The following is a 2505-nucleotide window of genomic DNA, read 5'->3' on the forward strand; positions in this document are numbered from 1 at the left end:
GTCGCCGGGGTGCCGTAGATCACTGCCATGTCCATTCCGCCGGACATCACCATTTCGCTCAGCACCAGGCCGAAGTTGTCGTTGATGAACAGGTTGACGTGCGGATATTCCTGGCGCACTCGCTTGAGCAGCGGCGTGGACAACACCGACGTGCTGCTGTAGGTCGCCAGGCCCACCGAAACCGTGCCGGTGACGATGTTGGCGGTGCGCGGCACTTCGAACTCGGCCTGCTCGAGCTGCTTGAGCATCAGCACCGCGTGGCGGTACAGCTCGCGGCCGGCTTCGGTCGGTGTGACGCCGACGTTGGAGCGGATCAGCAGCTTGCGATTGAAGTGCGCCTCCAGCAGGCTGATCTGCTGGCTGAGCGCGGGCTGGGCGATGTGCAGCAGGCTGGCCGCGGCCGACAGGCTGCGCGAGTCGACGGCCTTCACGAAGCTGTTCAGTGTTTTGAAATTGACCGTCATGGCGCCGGCAAGCCCTCTTCAAGTTCCAGCGATTGCGTGGCACCGATGTTGAGCGCCAGGTCGGCCGCCAGCTCCATCAGGATGCCCTTGACGGCGAGCGCCGGCTGCGACAGCGGCAAGTTGTCCGAGGTGCACAGCGACAGCGGTACTTCGATCACCGGGTTCACGATGCGGCACAACCGAGCGTCGCATGCCTTGGCGACCAGGTGCGCGGCCGACATGGGGAGGATGGTGGCGCCCAGCCCGTTGGCCACGGCGGCCACCAGGTTGGAGGTCGATTCGATTTCGGCCACCACGTTGGGCGTTAGCCGCGCGCGCATGAAGGCTTCGTCGACGAGTTTGCGCACCACGTTGTGCGGCCGCAGCAGCAGCAGCTCCAGGCTGCCCAGCGCCGCCAGTTCGACTTCGGCCCCGCTGATGGCCATCTCGCGCGGCCCCACCAGCACCAACTCTTCATGCAACAGCGGCAGGAACGACAGGCCCACCATCGCCTGGCCACCGTACAGGACGGCCATGTCCATTCGGCCGTTGACGATCAGCTCGGTAAGCGTCGTGCCGAAGTTTTCGTTCAGGTGCAGCAGCACGTCGGGGTAGCGCGATCGCACCGCCTTCAACAGGGGAAGCGACAGCTGCGAAGCGGCGGTGCCAGGCGCCAGGCCGACCGACACCTTGCCGGTGAGTGTCTGGCCGGCGTTGCGCACTTCGGCCTGGGCCTGTTCGAACTGGCGAAGAATCTGCTGGGCATGGCGATACAGCACCTTGCCCGCTTCGGTGGGCGTGACACCCTTGCCGCTGCGGATGAGCAATTGCTGGCGAAACTCGCCTTCGAGGGTGGCGAGCTGCTGGCTGAGCGCGGGCTGGGCGATGTGCAGCAGCTCCGCCGCCTGCGTCACGCTGCCGACATCGACGATCTTCACGAAATATTTCAACCGGCGCAGGTTCACTGGGGGTTCGCGGGGGGGGTGTTGTTGCACCGAATCTAGCAAGGCACGGGCCAGGGTCAATGGGCACTATCCCCAGCCAGTCGCCGCAGGGCCGCCCCAAGGCGACTGCGGCCCCCTCGGGGGGCAGCGACCCACTCGCAGTCGGGGAGCGTGCGGGCCCATAAGGCGGGGCTATAGGCGAAGACGAAAACCGTCTTGGCGTGCGCCCAGATCGCTGCCTACCATCGGTTTGACCCGTTTCCCAAGGACACACCGTGAGCGCTTCCCGCATCTCGGCGCGCATGCGCCGCATCAAGCCTTCGCCGACCAGCGCCGCCCAGGACCGCGCGGCCCAGTTGCGCCGCGAAGGCCGCGACATCGTCAACCTGGTGGTGGGCGAGCCGGACTTCGAGACACCGGAACACATCCGCCGCGCCGCTTGCGAAGCCATCATGCGCGGCGAGACGCGCTATACGCAGACCGCCGGTACGTCCGCATTGCGCGCCGCCATCGCGCAGAAGTTCGAGCGGGAAAACGGCCTGTCGTACCGGCCGAACGACATCATCGTGACCTGCGGTGCCAAGCACGCGATCTTCAACACGCTGGCAGTCACGCTGGAGGAGGGCCATGAGGTCATCATCCCGGCGCCGTACTGGGTCTCTTACCCGGACATGACCTTGGCCTGCGACGGCACACCCGTCGTCGTCTCTTGCCGCGAGGAGGAGGACTTCTGTCTCTCGGCGGAAGTTCTGGAGGCGGCGATCACGCCTCGCACCCGCTGGCTGATTCTCAACGCGCCGACCAATCCCACCGGTGCCACCTACAGCGCGCAGCGCCTGCGCGCGCTGGCCGACGTGCTGCTGCGCCATCCGCAGGTGATGGTCCTGACCGACGACATCTACGAACACATCCGCTTCGACGGCCAACCCGGCCCGCATCTTCTGGCCATCGAGCCCGCGCTGCGCGACCGCACCGTGATCGTCAACGGCGTGTCCAAGACCTACGCGATGACCGGCTGGCGCATCGGCTATGCGGCCGGGCCGGCCGACATCATCGCGGCGCTGGACATGATCCAGTCGCAGTCCACCAGCAACGCCAGTTCGGTCAGCCAGGCGGCG

At 66.3% G+C, this 2505-nt stretch carries 3 protein-coding genes; 1 reads left to right on the top strand and 2 read right to left on the bottom strand.

The features are described from left to right. Both VLK61_RS07745 and nac read right to left on the bottom strand, forming a co-directional pair. Positions 1 to 464: LysR family transcriptional regulator (locus VLK61_RS07745; RefSeq protein ID WP_325419853.1), on the bottom strand; the 464-nt coding region annotated here is incomplete at its 3' end. Continuing rightward, positions 461 to 1408 carry a nitrogen assimilation transcriptional regulator NAC gene (gene nac / locus VLK61_RS07750; RefSeq protein WP_325419854.1) on the bottom strand — a complete coding sequence of 316 codons (948 nt, stop codon included), beginning with the start codon at positions 1406 to 1408 and terminating at the stop codon, positions 461 to 463. The genes nac and VLK61_RS07745, both read right to left, overlap by 4 nt. Before the next feature lie 254 nt (positions 1409 to 1662). Here nac and VLK61_RS07755 point away from each other — a divergent pair. Beyond that, on the top strand, positions 1663 to 2505 hold an 843-nt coding region (locus VLK61_RS07755; RefSeq protein WP_325419855.1), incomplete at its 3' end, for an aminotransferase class I/II-fold pyridoxal phosphate-dependent enzyme.

Origin of the sequence: Aquabacterium sp. (assembly GCF_035476535.1) — a bacterium.
Taxonomy (GTDB): Bacteria; Pseudomonadota; Gammaproteobacteria; order Burkholderiales; family Burkholderiaceae_C; genus Pseudaquabacterium.